This is a genomic window from Aliidiomarina shirensis (genome assembly GCF_003987345.1).
In the GTDB taxonomy this organism is placed as follows: domain Bacteria; phylum Pseudomonadota; class Gammaproteobacteria; order Enterobacterales; family Alteromonadaceae; genus Aliidiomarina; species Aliidiomarina shirensis.
Window position 1 is genome coordinate 453404 of sequence record NZ_PIPP01000002.1, and the last position, 20936, is coordinate 474339.

Annotated in this window: 21 protein-coding genes and 1 other RNA gene; 5 read left to right on the forward strand and 17 right to left on the reverse strand. The window is 47.1% G+C overall.

The window, feature by feature from the left end; all coding sequences use genetic code 11:
* Nucleotides 1-8: 8 nt before the first annotated feature.
* From mraY to mraZ, 7 genes are read right to left on the reverse strand one after another with little or no spacing between them, the layout of a single operon-like run.
* Nucleotides 9-1094, reverse strand: coding sequence for a phospho-N-acetylmuramoyl-pentapeptide-transferase (mraY, locus tag CWE13_RS06150; RefSeq protein WP_126806876.1), 1086 nt, complete (start codon nt 1092-1094; stop codon nt 9-11).
* Complete coding sequence (locus CWE13_RS06155) at nt 1088-2545, reverse strand: UDP-N-acetylmuramoyl-tripeptide--D-alanyl-D-alanine ligase (protein WP_126806878.1); 1458 nt, start codon at nt 2543-2545, stop codon at nt 1088-1090. Before CWE13_RS06155 ends, mraY begins: the two co-directional genes overlap by 7 nt.
* Nucleotides 2542-3999, reverse strand: a complete 1458-nt coding sequence (gene murE / locus CWE13_RS06160) for a UDP-N-acetylmuramoyl-L-alanyl-D-glutamate--2,6-diaminopimelate ligase (protein WP_198677902.1) — start codon at nt 3997-3999, stop codon at nt 2542-2544. Before murE ends, CWE13_RS06155 begins: the two co-directional genes overlap by 4 nt.
* Complete coding sequence (locus CWE13_RS06165) at nt 3996-5729, reverse strand: penicillin-binding transpeptidase domain-containing protein (RefSeq protein ID WP_126806880.1); 1734 nt, start codon at nt 5727-5729, stop codon at nt 3996-3998. The genes murE and CWE13_RS06165 overlap by 4 nt, the downstream gene beginning before the upstream one ends.
* Entirely contained in the window at nt 5720-6055 is a 336-nt protein-coding gene (gene ftsL, locus CWE13_RS06170) for a cell division protein FtsL (protein WP_241973644.1), read from the reverse strand. Before ftsL ends, CWE13_RS06165 begins: the two co-directional genes overlap by 10 nt.
* A 2-nt stretch (nt 6056-6057) precedes the next feature.
* On the reverse strand, nt 6058-7014 hold the full coding sequence (rsmH, locus tag CWE13_RS06175) for a 16S rRNA (cytosine(1402)-N(4))-methyltransferase RsmH (RefSeq protein WP_198677914.1): 957 nt from the start codon (nt 7012-7014) through the stop codon (nt 6058-6060).
* Nucleotides 7011-7469: a division/cell wall cluster transcriptional repressor MraZ gene (gene mraZ, locus CWE13_RS06180; protein ID WP_126806885.1), complete on the reverse strand. Its 459-nt coding sequence runs from the start codon at nt 7467-7469 to the stop codon at nt 7011-7013. The genes rsmH and mraZ overlap by 4 nt, the downstream gene beginning before the upstream one ends.
* A gap of 193 nt (nt 7470-7662) precedes the next feature.
* On the opposite strand from mraZ, the gene CWE13_RS06185 reads away from it, so the two are divergent.
* Nucleotides 7663-9810, forward strand: coding sequence for a putative bifunctional diguanylate cyclase/phosphodiesterase (locus tag CWE13_RS06185; RefSeq protein ID WP_126806887.1), 2148 nt, complete (start codon nt 7663-7665; stop codon nt 9808-9810).
* A gap of 67 nt (nt 9811-9877) precedes the next feature.
* Here the strand turns inward: CWE13_RS06185 and rnpB are convergent.
* Nucleotides 9878-10258: RNase P RNA component class A (gene rnpB, locus CWE13_RS06190), an RNA gene on the reverse strand.
* Between the two features lie 75 nt (nt 10259-10333).
* On the reverse strand, nt 10334-11158 hold the full coding sequence (gene rsmI, locus CWE13_RS06195) for a 16S rRNA (cytidine(1402)-2'-O)-methyltransferase (RefSeq protein WP_126806888.1): 825 nt from the start codon (nt 11156-11158) through the stop codon (nt 10334-10336).
* Between the two features lie 97 nt (nt 11159-11255).
* Between rsmI and CWE13_RS06200 the strand changes: the two genes are divergently transcribed.
* From CWE13_RS06200 to CWE13_RS06215, 4 genes are read left to right on the forward strand one after another with little or no spacing between them, the layout of a single operon-like run.
* Nucleotides 11256-13130: a penicillin-binding protein activator gene (locus CWE13_RS06200; protein ID WP_157980937.1), complete on the forward strand. Its 1875-nt coding sequence runs from the start codon at nt 11256-11258 to the stop codon at nt 13128-13130.
* Nucleotides 13105-13455 carry a YraN family protein gene (locus CWE13_RS06205; protein WP_157980938.1) on the forward strand — a complete coding sequence of 117 codons (351 nt, stop codon included), beginning with the start codon at nt 13105-13107 and terminating at the stop codon, nt 13453-13455. Before CWE13_RS06200 ends, CWE13_RS06205 begins: the two co-directional genes overlap by 26 nt.
* A gap of 2 nt (nt 13456-13457) precedes the next feature.
* A complete protein-coding gene (locus CWE13_RS06210; RefSeq protein WP_126806893.1) occupies nt 13458-14021 on the forward strand; it encodes a D-sedoheptulose-7-phosphate isomerase in 564 nt (187 codons plus the stop codon).
* A 9-nt stretch (nt 14022-14030) separates the two neighbouring features.
* Nucleotides 14031-14594, forward strand: a complete 564-nt coding sequence (locus CWE13_RS06215) for a BON domain-containing protein (protein ID WP_126806895.1) — start codon at nt 14031-14033, stop codon at nt 14592-14594.
* Between the two features lie 34 nt (nt 14595-14628).
* Here the strand turns inward: CWE13_RS06215 and CWE13_RS06220 are convergent, their stop codons facing one another.
* From CWE13_RS06220 to zapE, 8 genes are all read right to left on the reverse strand, one after another.
* The gene (locus CWE13_RS06220; RefSeq protein WP_126806897.1) at nt 14629-15060 is read right to left on the reverse strand and encodes a ClpXP protease specificity-enhancing factor; all 432 of its coding nucleotides are present in this window, start codon (nt 15058-15060) and stop codon (nt 14629-14631) included.
* A gap of 135 nt (nt 15061-15195) precedes the next feature.
* Nucleotides 15196-15831 carry a stringent starvation protein SspA gene (gene sspA, locus CWE13_RS06225; protein WP_007420839.1) on the reverse strand — a complete coding sequence of 212 codons (636 nt, stop codon included), beginning with the start codon at nt 15829-15831 and terminating at the stop codon, nt 15196-15198.
* Between the two features lie 88 nt (nt 15832-15919).
* Nucleotides 15920-16654 (reverse strand): cytochrome c1, encoded by a 735-nt coding sequence (locus tag CWE13_RS06230; RefSeq protein WP_126807343.1) that lies wholly within the window; start codon nt 16652-16654, stop codon nt 15920-15922.
* Nucleotides 16654-17913 (reverse strand): cytochrome b, encoded by a 1260-nt coding sequence (locus tag CWE13_RS06235; RefSeq protein WP_126806898.1) that lies wholly within the window; start codon nt 17911-17913, stop codon nt 16654-16656. The genes CWE13_RS06230 and CWE13_RS06235 overlap by 1 nt, the downstream gene beginning before the upstream one ends.
* A complete protein-coding gene (gene petA, locus CWE13_RS06240) occupies nt 17913-18500 on the reverse strand; it encodes a ubiquinol-cytochrome c reductase iron-sulfur subunit (protein ID WP_126806899.1) in 588 nt (195 codons plus the stop codon). The genes CWE13_RS06235 and petA overlap by 1 nt, the downstream gene beginning before the upstream one ends.
* A gap of 292 nt (nt 18501-18792) precedes the next feature.
* Complete coding sequence (rpsI, locus tag CWE13_RS06245) at nt 18793-19185, reverse strand: 30S ribosomal protein S9 (RefSeq protein WP_007420843.1); 393 nt, start codon at nt 19183-19185, stop codon at nt 18793-18795.
* A gap of 16 nt (nt 19186-19201) precedes the next feature.
* The gene (gene rplM / locus CWE13_RS06250; RefSeq protein WP_126806900.1) at nt 19202-19630 is read right to left on the reverse strand and encodes a 50S ribosomal protein L13; all 429 of its coding nucleotides are present in this window, start codon (nt 19628-19630) and stop codon (nt 19202-19204) included.
* Nucleotides 19631-19801: 171 nt separating this feature from the next.
* Complete coding sequence (gene zapE, locus CWE13_RS06255) at nt 19802-20929, reverse strand: cell division protein ZapE (protein ID WP_126806901.1); 1128 nt, start codon at nt 20927-20929, stop codon at nt 19802-19804.
* Nucleotides 20930-20936 lie beyond the last annotated feature (7 nt).

Sequence of the window (20936 nt, forward strand, 5' to 3'; positions counted from 1 at the left end):
AATAGTCCTTATCGAAGTTTTAATGTCGCTAAACCAATCAGCACTAAAATAAGTGAAATGATCCAAAAGCGAACAATCACTCGTGGTTCTGGCCAACCTTTCAATTCGTAATGATGGTGAATCGGTGCCATTCGGAAAATACGTTTTCCACGCATTTTGTACGATCCAACTTGCAGCAGTACCGAAACGGTTTCCATCACAAACACACCGCCCATAATAAAAAGCACTAACTCTTGGCGCACGAGGATCGCAATTACACCCAATACCGCGCCTAGCGCTAACGAGCCAACATCCCCCATGAATACCTGTGCTGGATAGGTGTTAAACCATAAGAAACCTAGCCCTGCACCCACTATTGCGGCGCACACTACAGTAAGTTCGGCCGCTTCGGGGATGTATGGAATCTGCAAATAGCTAGAAAAATTCACGTTACCCGTTACATAAGCAAATACACCTAATGCGCCTGCCACCATTACTGTTGGCATGATCGCTAAGCCATCAAGGCCATCGGTTAGGTTCACCGCATTACTGGTGCCTACAATCACAAAATAAGCGAGCAGCATGTACATCGCGCCTAGCTGAGGCATCACATCTTTCACAAATGGAATCAGCAGTTGTGTTTCCACTGGCTGCTTCGCGCTCCAAAATAAATACACCGCAACCGTTCCCGCTAACACCGATTGCCAAAAATACTTCCAGCGTGCAATTAGGCCATTCGGATCTTTGCGCACGACCTTGCGATAATCATCGACCAGACCAATAATGCCGAAGCCCGCGAGTGTAAGCAGCGTTACCCAAACATACCGGTTGCTTAAATCGGCCCACAGTAGCCCCGCGATTAAAATACTGAACAAAATCATAATGCCGCCCATCGTTGGCGTGCCTGATTTGCTCAAGTGGCTTTGCGGGCCATCATCACGAACGGTTTGTCCGATTTGTAGCAGTTGCAACTTACGAATTAACCAAGGCCCCATCCATAGCGAGATAAATAGCGCAGTAAGCACGCCCATGATGGTGCGCATCGTAAGATACGAAAAGACATTGAAGCCTGTGGCGACATTTGCTTGTAAGTATTCTGCCAGCCAAACTAACATGCTGCTTTTCCTCGCGAATGGAGTTGTAAATCTTCAGTTAAAAGAGATTCCACAATGCGTTCCATACGCGAGCTACGTGATCCTTTCACTAAAATCGTGACCTCGGACGTTTGCTGAATCAATGCCAGCAACGCCGTTACTAAACTTTCAACACTATCGAAGTGCCGACCACCATGGCCGTTAAAGATCTCGCTGGCACTTTGGCTTAAAACACCCAGGGTAAATAAGCCATCGATACCTACGGTTATTGCATGCGCACCTACCTCTTCGTGGTAAGCGCGCGCTTGCGTGCCCAATTCACCCATATCGCCGAATACAAAAATTCGCTTACCTGGTAAGCTCGCAAGCACATCAATAGCTGCCTTAGCAGAGCCTACGTTGGCATTGTAGGTATCATCGATTACCCGCACGCCACGGCGTGGGTTATGCACATTCATACGTCCGGGCACTGCCACCATGCCAGCGAACCCGCTTACAATCTCACTTACCGGTAGCCCAAATGATTGGCAGATAGAAATCGCTGCCAACGCATTTTTCACGTTATGTTTACCTGGTAGTGATAACTTAACTTCGGCTACTTCACTGTCCTTCGGCCCGTTTATATGCAAATCAAACTGTGCGCAACCATCGCTATCAAGACGAATGTTGGCGGCAGAAATATCGGCGGTTTTCGCATCTAAACCAAACGTAAGATGTTTCATACCGGCTAAATCACGCTGCCAATGCTCGTGGAAATCTGAATCGGCATTGGTAATTGCAATACCCTCGGAAGGTAAGCCTCGAAAAATTTCACTTTTTGCTTTCGCAACACCGCAAACATCACCAAAGCCTTCTACATGGGCCGGTGCGATATTGTTAATCAGCGCCACATCGGGTTTTACTAAACTCGTGGTGTAAGCAATTTCACCACGGTGGTTCGCGCCCAACTCGAATACGCCATAAGTATGTGCATGCGTAAGCGAGAGTAGCGTTAATGGCACACCAATATCGTTGTTGAAATTCCCTTTTGTAGCCAATACTTCGCCTGATACGCTCGGCGCTTGGCGAAGAATCGCGGCAACCATTTCTTTTACCGTGGTTTTGCCACTACTACCGGTAATTGCCACACTTCGTGGCGCTACTGCCGCTTTTACCGCAGCAGCTAACATACCCAACGCCGCATGCGTATCTTCCACTAAAATCTGCGCTACCTCGCAGTCCAGCGGACGCGAGCAAATAATCGCAATAGCCCCTGCAGCCGCTACGGCTTCAGCATAATCATGGGCATCATGATTCGGGCCTTTCAGTGCTACAAACAAATCTTCTGGTTGCACTTGGCGGCTATCAATAACTACATTGCCTGTTACTAAATGCTGAGCTACGCATGAACCAGGCAGCAGGGCTTCACCACTAGAGCCTTGCAATTTCCCATTAGTTTTTTCAGCAACCCACTCGAGCGATACCGGAATCATTGGCTACCTCCAAGAATTTCAGCAACCAGCGCACGCTCATCGTAATCGTGTACTTTGGTGCCGATAACCTGATAAGTTTCATGCCCTTTCCCTGCGCATACCACTACGTCGTTTTCGTTTGCGTTAACAATGGTTTCCCGAACCGCTTTTGCTCGGCCGGGCATAGCGGTATAAACCGAGCCATTCGGCATACCGCTAATGATGTCTTTAATAATGGTTTCGGGTGCTTCTGTACGCGGATTATCATCGGTAACCACCGCGTGATCAGCCAAACGTGAGGCCACTTCACCCATTTGCGGGCGTTTCCCCCGATCGCGATCACCACCGCAACCGAACACACACCAAAGCTTGCCACTACAATGCCGACGCGCAGCAAGCAGCACTTGCTCAAGGGCATCAGGCGTGTGTGCATAATCCACTAACACTAATGGCTTATTCGGGGCCGTAAATGTTTCCATGCGACCTGCAACTGATTGCAACTGCGGCACTAAAGCGGCTGCGAAGGTTAAACTAAAGCCACTCGCCAGCGGGCTTAACAACGCAGCCAGTAAATTGGCAACATTAAAATCGCCGAGCAGTGGGCTCACTACTGAAATTTGTTGTTCATGCCAGTGCAGCACCATTCTCGTGCCGCTATTGGTGTAGCTAATATCACTTGCTACCAAGGTATTTTTCTCACCGATTTTACTGCTGTTCATGCTGTACCAATGATCATCAGCATTACCCCAAGCGGCAACGAGTGCATCATCAGCATTTAAAATACGTACTCGAGCTGGGAAATCCGTAAACAAACGTGCTTTGGCGGCAACGTAGTTTTCCATGTTGCCATGATAATCAAGGTGATCACGCGTTACGTTGGTGGCTATCAGCGTATCGAAATGCAGGGCTTCCACCCGTGCTTGTACCAATGCATGTGAAGAAACTTCCATCGCAACCGTTTTTGCACCTTCGGCCACAAAGCTGGCCAAACGCTGCTGCACCGTTACCGCATCCGGTGTGGTATTGGTTTCGGGTAATAATACCGGCAGCACGCCGCTACCCAATGTACCTAATACCGCCGCGGTGGGCTCCAGAGCTTGCCATAACTGAGCAACTAAATGGCTTACCGTAGTTTTACCATTCGTGCCGGTAACACCAATAAGGCGAATTTCGCTATCCGGTTGTTGATAGAAGCGGCCCGCAATGTGCGAAATCTCGGTGGCCAAATTAGGCACACCAATCAGCGGCACACCTTCAAGCTCGCCATGTGTCCACTGATCCATATCAGCCAACACCACGCTCGCGCCAGCAGCTATTGCCGGCTGAATATAATCTCGGCCATCAACTTCAGCTCCAGGAACGGCAATAAACGCATCGCCTGTGGCTATTTTACGGCTATCGAGTTTTAACCCACTGATTTCTAAATCCGGCAATGGAAATGGGCAATCAGGAAGTAGTGCAGCCAATAACATCATTGCGCACCTCCAAATCCTGCTACGCGTAACTCACGTCCATTCAAGTTATCTGGCGCCACATTTAAAATACGCATGGTTTCTTCCGCGATAGCTGAAAATACGGGCGCTGCCACGGTACCGCCGTGATAGCTATCACCCGCCGGCTCATTAATCATCACCGCTATCGCAACACGTGGCCGGCTCGCTGGTAAAACGCCAGCGAATAAACCTACATATTCATCGCCATAGCCGCCAGCAACAGCTTTACGGGTGGTGCCGGTTTTACCCGCAACACGATAACCCGAAACGCGAGCTCGGCTGCCTGTAGCATCTTCACCCGTTACCGCTTCCATCAGTTCCAATACTTGCCGTGAGATCTCACGACTGAATACTTGCCGGCCTTGGTGCGGCTCTTCCAGCTTCAAAATTGATAATGGTTGGCGGTTGCCACCATTGCCAAGAATGGCATACATTTGGGCCAGTTGTAGGGTGGTAACGCTAATACCATAACCGTATGAAAGCGCTGCCACTTCAAAATCCGACCAGCGATTCCGGTGCTGGAACATGCCCATGCTTTCGCCTAGCATATTGATACCTGTATCTGAACCAAATCCAGCCATGCTGTATAGATCAAGGAAATCTTCAAGTTCGAGATCAAGTGCGAGCTGTGATGTACCTACGTTACTTGAATGTGCAAGAACACCCGATAAATCGAGTTCACCGTAATTCCGCGCATCCTGCACACGGCGGCCACCAACGCGCATCCAGCCTGGGCTAGTATTTAACACGCTATCCGCGGTTACTGAACCGGAAGCAAGTGCACCTAAAATAACTAAAGGTTTCACCGTAGAACCCGGTTCAAAGCTATCAGTGATCGCCCGGTTGCGCATTTGGTGTGCTTGCACGCCGGTACGATTGTTCGGGTTGTATGAAGGGTTGTTGACCATGGCTAATACTTCGCCTGTTTGTACGTCTACCACTACCACAGAACCTGAACTCGCTTGGTGGTAACGCACAGCTTTCGCTAATTCCCGGTATGCCACTGATTGAATACGTTGATCGATACTCAATGTTAAGTTTTGCGGTTGTTCTGAAGCCGTTATTTCTAACTCTTCGATAAGGCGGCCTTGGCCATCTTTGCGGTAGCGGCGTTGCCCTGGCGTACCCGTTAATAATTCGTTGTAAACCGATTCCACGCCATCTAAACCTTCCGCATCAATGTTTGTGATGCCCACAACATGTGCGGTAATCTCACCGCCCGGATAAAAGCGCCGTGATTCCTCTTTCAAACCTACTCCTGGAATACGTAAATCGCGGATATAATTCGCTACCGCTGGGGTAATCATGCGCTCAAGATACACAAAACGGCGTTCTGGATTTTCAACTTTACTTAATAATTGCTCTGGCGTGGTGTTCAACACATCCGCCATGGCCTGCCAACGGCGCGTGTCTTCATAGCCGCCTCGGTCATGCACAACCTTAGGATCGGCCCAAATAGTATGTACCGGTACACTCACGGCTAACTCAACGCCATTACGATCAGTGATATTGCCACGCTGAACCCGATCTTGAGCAACTCGAATTGAGCGCAAATCACCTTCATAGCGCAACCGGTCGGGCTCAATCACTTGAATATAAGCTGCGCGTGCAACCAACGAAACAAAACCTAAACAAATGCACACCAACAAGAACATAAAACGCCCTGGTAGTGGTTCCGGCCGGAGTATTTTTTCATTGCGTTTTACCGCCATGGTACTAATACCTCCTGCTCGTCGGTGGGCCGCTGCATACCGAGCTCTCGCTGCGCTAGCGATTCAATGCGGTTATGCGAACTTAACGTTGTTTGCTCAATCACTAAGTGCCGATATTCAACATCGATTGCATCACGGTGCTTCAATAACTCCTCGCGTTCTGCAATCAACTCACGATTTAAATGGGTGAGATAAACCGTTAATAAAGCGCTCCCTAAAGCCAATACGAGCCACACCAATAGACCACGATACTGCTTGATATCCGCAAGGATAATCTGCAGTAAAGCTTGGTGAGCATCAAAGCGCTTTAAATCGAGCTTTTTCATAATTACGCCTCATCCCCATGGGATAAACGTTCGGCTATACGCAACACACTACTGCGTGCGCGTGGATTCTCATTTAGCTCCGCTTGGCTTGGTTTAATCGCCTTACCAATTGATACCAAGGTGCGGTTATCTTCAATTTGATCTTCTGTTAACGGCAAGCCTGCTGGTACTTGCGCACGACGACTCTGTTCACGAATAAATTGTTTCGCAATGCGGTCTTCTAAGCTGTGAAAGCTAATCACCGCTAAGCGGCCCCCTGGCATTAACGCATCGAGCGCAGCCACAAGTGCTTCGCGCACTTCATCTAGTTCGCTATTTACATGAATCCGAATCGCTTGAAACACCCGCGTTGCTGGGTGCTTATGTTTTTCTCGGCTCGGATTCACTTTGGCAATTAAGTTCGCCAGCTGCGAGGTACGCGTAAATTGGTTATCTTGACGATATTCAATAATTGCGCGCGCAATACGCGCAGCATATTTCTCTTCACCATAAGTGCGGAACACATAGCAAAGCGCATCCATATCAGCATGCGCCAACCACTCAGCTGCCGATTCCCCCGTTGAAGGGTCCATCCGCATATCTAAGGGGCCATCACGCATGAAGCTAAAACCTCGATCGGCATCATCTAACTGTGGGGAAGAAACGCCTAGATCGAATAAAATTCCGGCCACGCGGCCGTTGAGTTGCTGCGCTGCGATAATCTCAGCGAGTTTTGAGAAAGGAGTGTGGAAAAACTGAAAACGTGGATCATTAGAAAGGGCTTCAGCCGCCTTCGCCGCGGTGGGATCGCGATCAAAAGCAATAAGTTTACCGGCTGGTCCTAATTCTTTCAGGATAGCTCGGCTATGACCGCCGCGCCCGAAGGTCGCGTCGATGTATATTTGGTCCGGTTGGATCGCTAACGCTGTAATCGACTCGGTTAGCAACACCGGTACGTGAAGCGGTGTATGCATCATTATAATGAGAAATCTTGTAGTCGATCAGTTAATGTAAAATCGCCAGCCTGTTCTGCAGCAATATCTTCCGCAACTTGCTGCTGCCATACTTCTTCATCCCAAATCTCAAACTTGTTCAACTGACCCACAAGCATCAGCTTCTTAGTGAGGTTCGCGAATTGACGCAATGGCGGCGCAATCAGGAGACGACCGTTTTTATCCATATCGCAATCTTCTGCATAGCCGAGCAACAAACGTTGCAAACGGCGTTCTACTGGGTTCATTGAGGAAAGGCTTGCTAACTTTTGTTCAATCACTTGCCACTCGGGAAGCGGGTATAGCAAAAGGCATGGCTGCTTGTTATCAACAGTGCAGACCATTTTACCTTCGCAATCCAACGACAAAAGGTTACGATACCGCGCTGGTATCGCAAGGCGACCTTTGTCATCAAGACTTATACTCGTTGCTCCACGAAACATAGTTTTTTAGCGGGATCACAGAATGATCCACTTCTCTCCACTTTTCCCCACAATGATACAGTCTAGGTGTCACTCTGATCCCCTGTCAAGGAAAAATACGTTAAGATTTATACAATGACGGTTTACTTTTTTACTTGCGCATTTCATTACTTTCGTTAACTATTTGTTTAATAATTAAACGAGGGGTTAAAACGTGCGCGCTAAGGTGTGGATTTTCGGTGTAAGCATTGCTGTTTTTTTATGTAGCGAATTAGTGGTTGCCCGCATTGTATCTGCTGATCGCGCCAGTGTTGTGGAAACGAACCGCTATGTTGGGCTTGAGCAATTATCAACGGTGCGAGCACGCTTAGAAGGTTTGTTACAAGCGAACCTGATTGCTATTCGGCAACTTCGCACCGAACTCACCTTGAATCCAGACATTGAAGAAGAACGTTTTCGAAGAATTTCTTCGAGCTTACTCACCGCCGAACTTCATATTCTCCATCTTGCAGTGGGAAAAAATTATCGAATTGCTATGATTTATCCACTCGAGGGTAACGAGAGTGCCATGGGGTTCGATTATCGTAGTCAGCCCGATCAACTAAATTCGTTAATGGCGGCCATCGATACTGGCGAAATCACGATTAACGGGCCTGTGCCTTTAGTTCAAGGCGGCGAAGCGCTCATTGCCCGAGTTCCGGTTCCGAATGGTGAGAACCCAGCGCACCTCATTATTTCGCAAGTGATCAATCATGAAAAATTATTTAGAGATGCAGGGCTCGGCGAGCATCCGTTTTTAGAAATTGGTTTGCGTGGCCGTGATGGTGAAGGCTTAGCCGGTGATGTAATTTTTGGTGACGAGCAATTATGGCAAAGCGATCCGATAACTCAAGACGTGCTTTTACCAACCGGTTCCTGGGTGCTAGCTGCAGCTCCTGCCAACGGCACTTGGATTCCGGACGATTACCCATCCGCCACATCGTGGCTGGTAGGTACGTTGGTATCGCTGTTGTTAGCTGTGTTAACCGGCATGATTCTGTTAAATCAACATCGGTTACGTGAAGCATTCAGCTTAATTACCCGGCAAGCACGCTTTGATACCCTCACTGAGTTGCCAAATCGTCACTATTTTCAAGAACAGTTAACCAACTACTTGCATGGTTGTGAACGCCGTCGTGAAAAGTGTGCACTATTGTTTATCGATCTCGATCATTTCAAAGAAGTAAACGATGCACTAGGACACGCAGCGGGTGACGAACTATTAGTAACCATCGCTAACCGGTTGCGAGCTTCCTTGCGAAAAGACGATATTGTTGCTCGGCTCGGCGGGGATGAATTCGTAGTGGTAATGAAAAACATTACCGAGGCAATGCATGCCCAGATTCAAGCGCAGAAATTACAACAGCATATTCACGAGCCAGTAACACTTGGAAATCAAGATGTAATTGTGAATTCCTCGATTGGTATTGCTATCTATCCGGGCGACGGTGAAAACGTAAATGAGCTCCTGAAAGCCGCTGATTTAGCGATGTATAACGCAAAAAATACAGGCAGGGGCACAACATCGTTCTTTAATGCGGAATTACGAGAGCAAGCGGCCTCCCACATAGAATTGCATCATGCAATTATGTTGGGATTAAAAAATGGTGAGTTTTTCATCGATTATCAGCCGGTCGTGAACTCCAAAGATGGCAGCTTACATAGTGTTGAAGCCTTGGTACGTTGGCAACATCCGCAGCATGGATTAATGCCCCCGAAAGCCTTTATACCGATAGCCGAGAAAAGTGGTGCCATTCGTGAGTTAGGTAATTTTGTACTTAACCAAACTTGTTTAGATATTCCTAAGCTTCGGAAAGCCAATATTATGGGCCGCGTAGCCGTGAATTTCTCCTCGCATCAGTTTTACGATCAAATGGCAGTTGATACTTGGTTTGAAATTTTAGCCAAGCACGAGATATCCCCTGATAATTTCACCTTTGAAATTACAGAATCAATGCTATTACCGGACCGCGAGCGGCAGCGCGATCTGTTACTCAGCATCCATCATAAGGGTATACAACTAGCTATTGATGATTTTGGTACCGGTTACTCCTCTACCAGCTATTTACAACATTTCCCGGTTTCCATGCTGAAAATCGATAAGAGTTTTGTTGATAGAGTGCCAGAAGACAAACACCAAACAGCGTTGCTTACTGCGCTAATCCATATGGCGCGAGCACTAGAAATTGATGTTGTAGCTGAAGGTGTGGAGCAAGTGAATCAAGTAGAGTTTTTGAACAAACACTGTGCTGATTTAATTCAAGGTTTCTATTTTGCCCGGCCAATGCCTATCGCGGCGCTTGTTGAGCGCTACGGACAATAAACCTCCGAAGCTAAAAAGTTAATGCCGCGAGCGTTAAACGCATCGCGGCATTAGTAACCACAGAATTTGTTGGAGTCAGCCGTTAAGCCGGGTTTTGTCGTGGACAATCATTCTTCTAGGACTATGGTCACCCATAGCCTCAAGCAACCTACCCGGATCCGAGGCGGGCCGCCCCAAGAATCCCTATTTGGTCTTGCTCCGAGTGGAGTTTACCCAGCCACGAACTGTTACCAGCCGTGCGGTGCGCTCTTACCGCACCCTTTCACCCTTACCTGATCCCATATTTTCTTGCGAAAACACGGGCCATCGGCGGTTTGCTCTCTGCTGCACTTGTCGTCGGCTCACGCCGCCCAGGCGTTACCTGGCACCCTGCCCTATGGAGCCCGGACTTTCCTCCCCTCGCGTTAACCCGAAAGTTACGCAAGCGGCGATTGTCTTGGCTGACTCCGAGCGGGAGTATACCGCAGTGTCGTTACCGGGGAAAGGAATAAGGCATGTTACCTAAGCGCAATACCGGGCCTTATTAAAGCGTGTGCTTATATAAATCATTTGCCCTTAAATGGTAATGGCTAGCTACTATTTTAGCGGCTTTTTTCGGCGGTAATTCTGCGCTCAAAAGGCTTAGTAGCTGCAAAGCTTCCGCTGGAATATTGTGATCATTCGCGGGTGCTCCCGCAATCATTAGCACTATTTCGCCGCGTTGTTGATTCGCATCGGCGGCAACCTTTTCGAGTACTTCAGCTACCGTACCACTTAGGTAGGTTTCAAACTGTTTCGTGATCTCGCGGCCAATCACTACTTGCCGTTCGGGTCCGAACGCGTCCAATACAGCCGTTAAGGTATCAAGAATTCGCCGCGGCGCTTCATAAAACACCATGGTGGCGGTTTCATCTTGCAAAGCTTCCAAGGCGCTCAAGCGAGCCTGTTGTTTGGGCGATAGAAAACCACAAAATAGAAATCTATCGGTGGGCAAGCCTGAGGCTGATAATGCTGTAATAGCTGCGCATGCCCCGGGTAATGCAACCACTGGCACGCCAGCACTCCGGCAAGCGTTTACTAACGGGTAACCAGGATCACTAATTAACGGTGTGCCCGCATCACTAATCAATGCAATACTTTGCCCTTCTTGAATGCGTTGCACAATGGCTTCAGATTTTTGCCGTTCGTTATGTTCGTGCACCGCCCACAACTTGCTTTCAATCCCAAAGTGATTGAGTAACACACCACTATGCCGAGTATCTTCCGCTGCGATAACATCAACACTGCGAAGAACCTCTAACGCCCGTAACGTGATATCATTTAAGTTGCCAATCGGCGTTGGCACGATATATAGGGTTCCGGTTTTCATTTTTCGCTCTCTTTACGCAGTTGTATGGCAGCGATATTTGTTTCACTGCGAATCGCAGTTTATAGTAGAGCATCGCTCGTTAGATGAGATGGTTATTGTGCCAAATAAGTTAGCTCGTTGCATATTTGTTTTCGCGGTAAGCGTAATTGCGCTTGCTGGATGTAGCTCTGCCCCCGAACCAAGAACAGAGCGTGATCCCGTGCCTGATTCTCGTGCCCCTGATGTTGAAACAACTACTGCCGATACGCTTTTGGCCGAGGCGCGAGCGGCTGCTCCCGGGTATCAACAACAAGAGCTATTGCTCAGTGCAGCTACGCAATATCTCGATGAAGGTAAAACGCAAAAAGCAGGTGTATTGTTAAGCACCATTAACGCCCAACAAATACGCCCGGATGCCGCCAACCGATTACAGTTACAAAAGGCTCGATTTGCAGCGGCGTTAGAAAACTGGCAACGCGTGCTAGAACTTACCGACGACCTTGAGCGGCAACTCAACCAAAGAGCAGCCCGAACACAGCTTTATACACTGCGCTATCAAGCATTCGAGCACTCAGAGAACTGGCTTGATGCCGCTCAGCAGCTAATTTTGCGTACGCGTTATACCGATGACATCGATAATCAAGCCATCTGGCAGATTTTAACCCGAGTACCCGCTGAATATTGGCGCGAATCGCGCTATCAAAGCGATGAGCTGACTCGCGGTTGGTTCAGCTTACTGGAACAGCTTACTCAAGCGCTTGATTACAACCGGCCTATCGCTTCGGCGTTGGAAGCATGGCAACGCACTTATCCCGAGCATCCTGCGCAAAATATTGTTGAGGATATGCTGACAACTGAAATATTTACGCATCGGCCCCAGCGTATTGCCGTGCTGCTACCTTTAACCGGGCCATTAGCCGACCACGGCATGGCAGTGCGCAATGGAGTGCTTGGGGCATTGAGCGCCGACCGCCCTGAGATCGTTAGTTTTTATGATACGGCTGCGTTAAGCCCGGAAGACATTCAGCAACAACTTCTAACAAGTGACGTGGATTTTGTTATTGGCCCGCTTGACCGTGCCGCCATTGAAGCCTTTGTACCATACGCACAAGGGCCTTGGAATCAGCTTTGGTTGAATCAACAACCCAGCGACATGCCGATGCAATCGGAGCATGCTTTTTTCGCCCTCGATTCAGAATCAGAAGCTGAAAGTGCGGTACGGTGGCTCGATTCAAAGGGCCATAAAAATATAATTCTTCTTGGTCCGGATACACAACGTGGCCGAGGCACTTCAGCGCGATTGCAAAACTGGTGGCAAATACAGCACGGCGAACAGAGTATTCGTTCGGGTTTTTACTCGTCCAGCGGTGATATGGCTGAAGCGGTTCAACAAGCACTGAATGTAAATTCGAGCCAGCAAAGAATAGATCGTTTAGAAAGTGTTTTGGTTCGCGATCAAAGCTTACGTTCGGCACGAGGCGAAGCTGCTGAGCTCGAATACGAGGTGCGAAGCCGGCAAGATATAGATGCAATCTATTTGCTAGGTGATGCCAACCAAGTGCGTTTGTTAAAGCCATACATTGATGTAAACCTGAGTGCCTTTGGGAAGCGCATTCCGGTTTATGCAAGCAGCGCTGTTCATCAAGAACAACGGAGCTTAGGCGAAAATGATCTCGATAGCGTATATTTTTCGGATGCGCCATGGACATTACGCGATAGCCTCGAACCTGATTTAAAGCAACAACTCAGCAACGCCATGTTGCCTTGGACCCTGAATCGCCAACGTTTGGTTGCGATGGGGTTTGATGCTTTTGAAATGGTACCTAAATTTTCTATAATGTTGCGCTTTCCTGGATATCAATATCCTGGGTTAACTGGGCAATTGCGTATTTCGGAGCAAATAGTTGAACGCGAACTTGATTGGGCTAGGTTTGATGGACATGAGATCAAACTGGAAGTACAAGGCTATGTCAACTCGCGAGGTCGGAACTAATTACGAACTGCTGGCAGAACAATTTTTGCAAGAAAAAGGGATGTTGCCGTTAGCTCGTAATCAACGAATACGTTATGCAGAAATAGATTTAATTTTAAAAGATGGTGAGTATTTAGTTTTTGTTGAAGTAAAATATCGACGAAATCAAAATTTCTCTCAGATTTTAGAACAGCTTCGAATTTCCCAATTAGAACGAATTAAGCACGCAGCAAAAGTTTGGATGACAATTGAAGATATCGTTGAGCATCAAACTTCGTGCCGTTTCGATTTAGTTACTATAACCGGTGAGCCCTTTCATATTGAATGGTTTAAGGACGCGTTTTAAGTATGCAAGATACGATTAAGGCCTATTTCAACGAAAGCATCCAAATTCAGGTAGCCGCCTCTGATACGTTAACGGTATCTATTCAACAGGCTACCGATTTAATGGTGTCATCATTGCTTGAAGGACGTCGAGTATTTTCTTGCGGAGATGGTAATAGTAGTTTCATCGCGCAGCATTTTACCGATTTGCTGCTACATGGAAGCCAATTAGAACGCCCTCCTTTCCCAGCAATAACACTCGGCGTTAACTCAACTCACCCTGGCCAAGAAACGTGTTTAGCGCGGCAGTTAAGTGCCTTAGGGTCTGCCGGCGATTTACTCATTGCTTTCGTAAGCCAACAGCAATCAGAACGCGTACATCAAGCTATGGAAGCGGCGCTTTCAAGGGAGATGACCATTATTGCAGTTATTGGTGACGACGCTCAGGAAATTACCAGTCTCCTTGGGCCAGCCGATATTGAAGTTCGCATTCCTACTACGAGTTCGTTGCGCATTGTTGAGCAGCAGCTATTCCTAAGCCAGCTGTTATGCGATTTAATCGAGCAACGTATATTTCACGGAGGTTAGATTCCGGTGTTGAATAAGTGGATTATTATTCTGGTTTTAACCATACCCTTTTTGCAAGGGTGTGCGGCCGCAGTGATTGGCGCTACTGTAGGCGGCACCGTTGTGGCACTGGATAATCGTGACGTCAATCGACAGCTCGATGATTCCGGCTTACGGTTGAAGATGGGCGCCGCTTTGCGTGAAGGTGATACTTTTGCTGAACAGCGTATAAAATTCGTGGCTTACAATGGCGATATTTTACTCTACGGACAAGCTGAAACCGATGCACTAGCTCGCAGCGCCGAGGCAAAAGCCCGTGATATAGAGGGTGTGGTGCGTGTGTACAACCAAATCCGCATTGGCGAAACAGCTAACCTAGTTGCTCGTGCTGATGATTCATGGATTACAACACGCGTAAAAGCGCTATTACTGCGCGATCAGGAATTTGATATTTCGGGTATAAAAGTGATAACCGAGAACAACGAAGTGTTTTTGCTCGGCATCGTAGACCGTGCGAGCGCTGATCGCGCTATCGATATTGCTCGGAATGTTCGTGGCGTGCAGAAGGTGATTGATGTTCTAACCATTGAATAGGCCAGTTAGTAAAATAACTAGCCTATTCAATATACTATTTTACTACGGTTAGTGTAGGGCCTTTCTTTGGTTTCTCCGGCTGCTTATCGCCTTCATTTGATTCATTCGCATCTTGCTGGTTTTCTTGTCCAGCAGCAGTTTCATCAACAATTAGCCCATCTTCAGGTTCGAAAATCGTTCCTGCTCCGTTTTCCCGTGCGTAGATAGCCAAAACGGAGCCTATGGGTAAAACAATTTTCTGATCTTGCCCATTGAAACGAGTGCGAAACGTAACGTGATCATTTCCCATTACAAGCCCCTGAATCGCTCCAGGTAGCACGTTCAATACAATCTGGCCATCTTGTACGAACTGTTGTGGTACTTCCACGTATGGGTACTCTGCGTCGACTACGAGGTGAGGCGTTAAATCGTTCTCAACCAACCACTCATAGAGCGCTCTTAAGATGTAGGGACGTTTCGGTGTCATTTACGTGCTCCCATTTGTTGCAATAACCTAATTTGAAAAACAAAAAAGGCCAGTATGAGCTGGCCTCCTTATATGAAGTATAACCGCAGTAACAGTTTGCATTGCAAACTGGGCGAGTATCAACGTCTGTCGTTATTAGCTACGGCCAATCTCACGTTCATCTTCAGTAAGTGAATCGCGGAACGATTCACGATCAAAAACGCGCAACATATACGATTTTACTTCTTTAGCACCGGCACCAGCAAGCTCAATACCGTATACCGGTAAACGCCATAACAGCGGAGCCAAATAGCAGTCTACCAAAGTAAACTCTTCGCTCATGAAGTAAGGCATTTCCGCGAACACAGGAGCAAGGGCCAATAGGCTCTCTTTCAATTCTTGGCGCGCTGCTTCAGCCTCTTTCTTAGTACCTTTTAAGATAGTATCTGCTAATGCATACCAATCACGTTCAATCCGATACATCATTAAACGGCTTGTGCCACGAGCCACTGGGTATACAGGCATTAATGGCGGGTGTGGGAATCGCTCATCAAGGTATTCCATGATGATTTGTGCTTTGTATAACACCAATTCACGATCAACTAGTGTAGGCACATTATCAGCATACGGGTTCAACTGCAGTAAATCTTCAGGTTGGTTATCCTGTTCAACAAATGCAATTTCAACCGTTACACCTTTTTCAGCCAACACGATACGTGTTTGATGACTGAATAAATCATCTTTCCCTGAATATAGGGTCATTACTGAACGCTTATTGGCGGCAACAGCCATAAGATTCTCCACTCTCTGAAAACAGCAAAGGGGGCGAAATTTCGCCCCCGAAAATATAACTTATCTTTCAAATACCTAGTGCTGTTAATTACTTAACGTCACGCCAGTATTCTTTCTTCAGCAAGATACTGAGTATGAGTAGAACCAGTAAGAAACCGATTACAAACATACCCATGCGCTGACGCTCTAAAATCATTGGTTCACCGGTATAAACAAGGAAGTTGGTAAGATCAAGCATTGCTTGGTCGAACTCATCTTCGCTCATTGAGCCAGTACCATCTGATTTAATACCTACATAAACTTCTTTCATTTCACCATCAACGAGGCGACGTTCCCAAGTTTTGCGTGGAACCCCTTGAAGCTCTTGGAGCACATGCGGCATACCCACATTCTCAAACACTTCATTGTTCACGCCAAACGGGCGGCTTTCATCAACATAAAAACTACGGAAATAGGTATATAACCAATCAGCACCACGAACGCGAGCAACCATGGTTAAATCAGGCGGTGTTAAGCCAAACCATTCTGATGATGCATCGGCGTCAATTGCTGATACTTTATGCGAACCTACGCCATCACCTGTGAACTGCAGAAACTCCTCGCCTAAATCGAGAGGAATATCTAAATCTTCAAATGTACGCTGGTAACGCTGATATTCCATGCTATGGCAACCAAGGCAATAGTTCATGTATATCTGAGCACCGCTTTGCAGTGAGGCTTTATCTGATTGATCAATGTTCGCTTTATCTAGCGGGCCTGAATAACCTGCTGCAATTGCGGCAGCAGGTATTAGGAATGCCAGAGCCATTAGAAATCGCTTCATCATTTCGTCAACCTCTCAGGAAGTGGCTTAATCTTCTCATTCTTACTGTACAGGAACAGGAAGATAAAGAATCCGAAGTACAACGCTGTACAGATACGTGCAATTAAAGTGTATAAATCAGTAGCTGGCATTACACCTAGGTAACCTAGAATAATGAAGCAAATTACGAACTGAGTTAAGTTTACTTTATGCAGCGTGCTGCGGTAACGAATTGACCGCGCTTTAGAACGATCTAACCATGGCAACAGTGCCAACATTACGATTGCACCACCCATCGCAATTACACCGAGCAACTTATCAGGTACAGCACGTAAAATTGCATAGAACGGCGTAAAGTACCAAACAGGCGCAATGTGATCAGGTGTTTTCATTGGATCAGCTGCAGTGAAATTCGGTGGCTCTAGGAAGAAACCGCCCATCGTTGGTGCATAGAAAATCACCAATGAGCAAAGAATCAAGAAACCAACCAAACCAACGATATCTTTCACTGTGTAATATGGGTGGAACGGAATTGCATCCACAATATCGTACTTATCAGCATATCGCGGGTGGAACTTAAACTGTGCTTGATCTTCTGGCTTCACAGTGCCTTTAGGCTTCTTGATATCAACCCCATCAGGGTTATTCGAGCCTACTTCGTGCAAGGCAATCAAGTGTAAAAACACAAGAATTACGATAACCAATGGCAATGCAATTACATGCAACGCAAAGAAACGATTTAAGGTAGCGCCTGAAATAACGTAATCACCACGAATCCAGGTTGTTAAATCATCACCAATAATAGGTATCGCACTAAAGAGCGAGATAATTACCTGAGCACCCCAGTAAGACATTTGTCCCCAAGGTAACAAGTAACCCATAAATGCTTCAGCCATCAACACGAGGAAGATTAACATACCGAAGATCCACAAGAGTTCACGTGGCTTTTGGTACGAACCATACATCATGCCGCGGAACATATGCAGATACACCACCACGAAAAATGCAGAAGCACCGGTAGAGTGCATGTAACGCAGCAACCACCCGAACTCAACATCACGCATGATGTATTCAACTGATGCAAATGCGCCTTCGGCACTTGGCGTATAGTTCATCGTTAACCAGATACCAGTAACGATTTGGTTCACTAACACAACGATAGCGAGTGAACCCATCAGGTACCAGAAGTTAAAGTTCTTCGGTGCCGGGTATTCAGTTACATGCAACTTCATTGAGTTGCTAATAGGGATCCGTTTATCAATCCAGTTCATAAAGGACATTAGGCAGCTCCCTCTTCTTCACCAATCAAAATTGTTGCATCATCAACAAAGTAATGTGGTGGGATCATCAGGTTAGTGGGCGCCGGAACACCTTGGAATACACGGCCAGCGATATCAAAACGCGAACCATGGCAAGGGCAGAAGAACCCAGCATCAACACCTTCCATTGCGCCAAAATCGCGCTGGATAAACTGCGGCGAGCAGCCTAAATGTGTGCAGATACCTACCGCAACAAACCACTCTGGGTCGATTGAACGGTGCTTGTTCTTTGCATACTCAGGCTGTTGTGGTTGTTCGGAATCAGGGTCACGTAGGTTGTCTTCCACAAGTGGCAAACTATCTATCATGGCTTGAGTACGGCGGATAACCCATACAGGGCTTCCTCGCCACTCAGATCGAACCAACTGACCAGGCTCAATTTTATCAATCTTCATTTCTACCGGCGCACCCGCTATACGGGCTTTAGCGCTAGGATTCCATGAAGCTATAAAAGGCACGGCAGCACCAACAACTCCTGCACCACCCACTACCGCAGTAGCAACGGTCAGAAACCGACGGCGGCCTTTATCTACAGGCGCATTGCTCATCCATCTCTCTCCAATTTGGACGCTGTGCGAAATTACGCAGCTAATTTAACTCAATGCTCGCACGAAAAAAATCTTTCCAATGATAATGAAAATTCACACTCTTTACAAGGTAAACGCACGATCAAATCAGATAGATCTATGGTTTATTTTGGTGTATCAGGGCTGAATACACGATATTGGAAAAAGCAGGAAAAATAAGGGCTAGCGGAAGGTGGGTTATATTATGGTTAGAGCCGTTGACATAAAAAAGCCCGGAATAATCCGGGCTTTCGTAGGTCTGCCAATTTCCAGCTTAACGCTTAGAGAATTGTGGACGCTTACGCGCTTTATGTAGACCAACTTTCTTACGCTCAACTTTACGCGCATCACGAGTAACATAACCCGCTTTACGTAGTTCGCCGCGTAATGCTTCATCGTACTGCATAAGTGCACGAGTAATACCGTGACGAATTGCACCCGCTTGACCCGTAGTACCACCGCCAGTAACGGTAACGTAAAGGTCGAACTTCTCAGTAACTTCAAGAAGCTCTAACGGCTGACGCACTACCATGCGTGCAGTTTCACGACCGAAGTATTCTTCGAGCGTACGATTGTTAATTTTGATGTCACCGCCGCCAGCACGCATAAATACGCGAGCTGTAGAGCTTTTGCGACGACCTGTACCGTAGTATTGATTATCTGCCATCTGTATATGCTCCGTATTAAATCTCTAAAGTTTTAGGCTGCTGAGCTACATGTGCATGCTCAGGACCCGCAAACACTTTAAGCTTACGGAACATGGCACGACCCAAAGGACCACGCGGCAACATGCCTTTTACGGCTGCTTCGATGATCATTTCTGGCTTCTTCGCCTGTAGCTTTTCAAAGCTGATAGACTTCAAACCACCTGGATAACCACTGTGCGAGTGATAGATCTTGTCTTTTGCTTTATTACCAGTAACGGTAATTTTTTCAGCATTAACAACAACGATGTAATCGCCAGTATCCACGTGTGGAGTATATTCAGGCTTATGCTTGCCACGCAAACGAGTTGCGATCTCAGTGGCCAAACGACCAAGAGTTTTACCGTCTGCATCAACTACGAACCAGTCGCGCTTTACAGTTTCTGCTTTTGCTACAAATGTTTTCATGAGTTATCTATTACCCAAATTCATGAGTTTACCTGGGGCCTTCCGGGCTTCCCCGCGAAATGCCAATTATGTTTCACCCCGCTTTGAACCGGGGGAGGTAACGTGGGCGGCGGGTATTATATACACGCAAGCGATCAAACGCAACGGCGATCAAGCCCAGATCCGATTAATTTATGGTAGATGTTCGCTACCTAAATATTCGTGTGATTGCATTTCTTGTAACCGGCTCAAACAACGGCGAAACTCGAAGCTAAGGGTTCCGCCGCTATATAATTCCTGCATGGGAACTTCAGCCGACATAATAAGCTTTACTTTATGCTCATAAAACTCATCAACTAATGCTATGAAACGGCGCGCTGCATCGTCTTTATCCCGCCCCAATTGCGGCACATTGCTCACTAATATAGCGTGGTACAAGCGCGCCAGCTCAATATAATCATTTTGGCTTCTTGGCCCTTCACACAACTCTTTAAAGTCAAAAAACGCGATATCGTCGGCTTCACACCGAACTTGCAGATTTCGCCCGTTAATCTCGATGGCCTCATCGCATCTATGGGCCTGATGTTCTGGTGCCAACTGATGGAAGTAGCGCACTAAGTTTTCATCCGCCGCTTTATCGAGTGGTGAATGATAAATCTCGGCCTGAGTGAGGGTACGCAAGCGATAATCAACCCCACCATCAACATTCACCACCTCACAGTGCTGATTCAGTAGATCAATTGCAGGGATGAATCGCGCGCGCTGTAAGCCATTTTTATACAGGTCATCGGGAACGATATTTGATGTTGCTACTAACACAACACCCTCATCGAATAGCGCTTCCAGCAGCGTAGCTAGAATCATTGCATCAGTAATATCTTGGACAAAAAATTCGTCAAAACAAATCACACGCGCTTCATCGGCAAACTTTGCCGCGATTAACGGTAACGGATCAGATTTTCCTTTCAGCTCTTTCAGTTCCGCATGCACACGGTGCATAAAACGATGAAAGTGCACACGCCATTTGCGTTCGAATGGCAGTGCATTGTAGAACGTATCCACGAGATAGGTTTTGCCACGGCCTACACCACCCCAGAAATAAAGGCCTTTAATAGGAGGCTTTTTTTTACCGAGTAGCGTTCTAGAAATTTTCTTTAAACCTTTAGCCGGCTTATTTTCAATAAGATCATCAAACAAGCGCTGAAGGTGCTTTACGGCCTCTTCTTGCGCTGAATCATGGTGAAAATCTGAACGTGTTAAATCACGCTGATACGCTGCTAACGGTGTTTTTACATTTTCCGACACAAATTTGCCTGACATCTGACGA

What these genes read in the sequence shown, in the direction of transcription:
- CWE13_RS06210 (WP_126806893.1), top strand. Translation starts at nt 13,458, where the DNA reads ATGCAAGATACGATTAAGGCCTATTTCAACGAAAGCATCCAAATTCAG.
- rpsI (WP_007420843.1), bottom strand. Translation starts at nt 19,185, where the DNA reads ATGGCAGATAATCAATACTACGGTACAGGTCGTCGCAAAAGCTCTACA.
- CWE13_RS06165 (WP_126806880.1), bottom strand. Translation starts at nt 5,729, where the DNA reads ATGGCGGTAAAACGCAATGAAAAAATACTCCGGCCGGAACCACTACCA.
- rplM (WP_126806900.1), bottom strand. Translation starts at nt 19,630, where the DNA reads ATGAAAACATTTGTAGCAAAAGCAGAAACTGTAAAGCGCGACTGGTTC.
- zapE (WP_126806901.1), bottom strand. Translation starts at nt 20,929, where the DNA reads ATGTCAGGCAAATTTGTGTCGGAAAATGTAAAAACACCGTTAGCAGCG.
- ftsL (WP_241973644.1), bottom strand. Translation starts at nt 6,055, where the DNA reads ATGAAAAAGCTCGATTTAAAGCGCTTTGATGCTCACCAAGCTTTACTG.
- CWE13_RS06220 (WP_126806897.1), bottom strand. Translation starts at nt 15,060, where the DNA reads ATGACACCGAAACGTCCCTACATCTTAAGAGCGCTCTATGAGTGGTTG.
- CWE13_RS06230 (WP_126807343.1), bottom strand. Translation starts at nt 16,654, where the DNA reads ATGAAGCGATTTCTAATGGCTCTGGCATTCCTAATACCTGCTGCCGCA.
- CWE13_RS06235 (WP_126806898.1), bottom strand. Translation starts at nt 17,913, where the DNA reads ATGTCCTTTATGAACTGGATTGATAAACGGATCCCTATTAGCAACTCA.
- rsmI (WP_126806888.1), bottom strand. Translation starts at nt 11,158, where the DNA reads ATGAAAACCGGAACCCTATATATCGTGCCAACGCCGATTGGCAACTTA.
- mraY (WP_126806876.1), bottom strand. Translation starts at nt 1,094, where the DNA reads ATGTTAGTTTGGCTGGCAGAATACTTACAAGCAAATGTCGCCACAGGC.
- CWE13_RS06205 (WP_157980938.1), top strand. Translation starts at nt 13,105, where the DNA reads ATGTCAACTCGCGAGGTCGGAACTAATTACGAACTGCTGGCAGAACAA.
- petA (WP_126806899.1), bottom strand. Translation starts at nt 18,500, where the DNA reads ATGAGCAATGCGCCTGTAGATAAAGGCCGCCGTCGGTTTCTGACCGTT.
- mraZ (WP_126806885.1), bottom strand. Translation starts at nt 7,469, where the DNA reads ATGTTTCGTGGAGCAACGAGTATAAGTCTTGATGACAAAGGTCGCCTT.
- murE (WP_198677902.1), bottom strand. Translation starts at nt 3,999, where the DNA reads ATGATGTTATTGGCTGCACTACTTCCTGATTGCCCATTTCCATTGCCG.
- sspA (WP_007420839.1), bottom strand. Translation starts at nt 15,831, where the DNA reads ATGGCTGTTGCCGCCAATAAGCGTTCAGTAATGACCCTATATTCAGGG.
- CWE13_RS06155 (WP_126806878.1), bottom strand. Translation starts at nt 2,545, where the DNA reads ATGATTCCGGTATCGCTCGAGTGGGTTGCTGAAAAAACTAATGGGAAA.